Raw genomic sequence first — 273 nt, forward strand, 5'->3', positions numbered from 1 at the left:
GGTACGGTTCGCGCGACGATCGCGGTGGTCAGCGTTCCTACGGTGACCGTCCCCAGCGTTCCTACGGTGATCGGGATGCTGCCCGTGGTGGTGACCGGCCGCAGCGGTCCTATGGGGACCGGGACGCGGCCCGTGGCGGCGATCGTCCGCAGCGGTCGTATGGTGATCGGGATGCCGCTCGTGGTGGTGACCGGCCGCAGCGTTCGTACGGTGACCGTCCCCAGCGTTCCTACGGGGACCGGGATGCCGCCCGTGGCGGTGACCGTCCCCAGC

At 71.1% G+C, this 273-nt stretch carries 1 protein-coding gene; it reads left to right on the forward strand.

The window, feature by feature from the left end:
- Positions 1 to 42: 42 nt before the first annotated feature.
- The coding region (locus IMZ11_RS44915) for a hypothetical protein (protein WP_228649942.1) at positions 43 to 273 on the forward strand (231 nt) is incomplete at its 3' end.

This window comes from Microtetraspora sp. AC03309 (assembly GCF_020826795.1).
In the GTDB taxonomy this organism is placed as follows: Bacteria; Actinomycetota; Actinomycetes; order Streptosporangiales; family Streptosporangiaceae; genus Microtetraspora; species Microtetraspora glauca.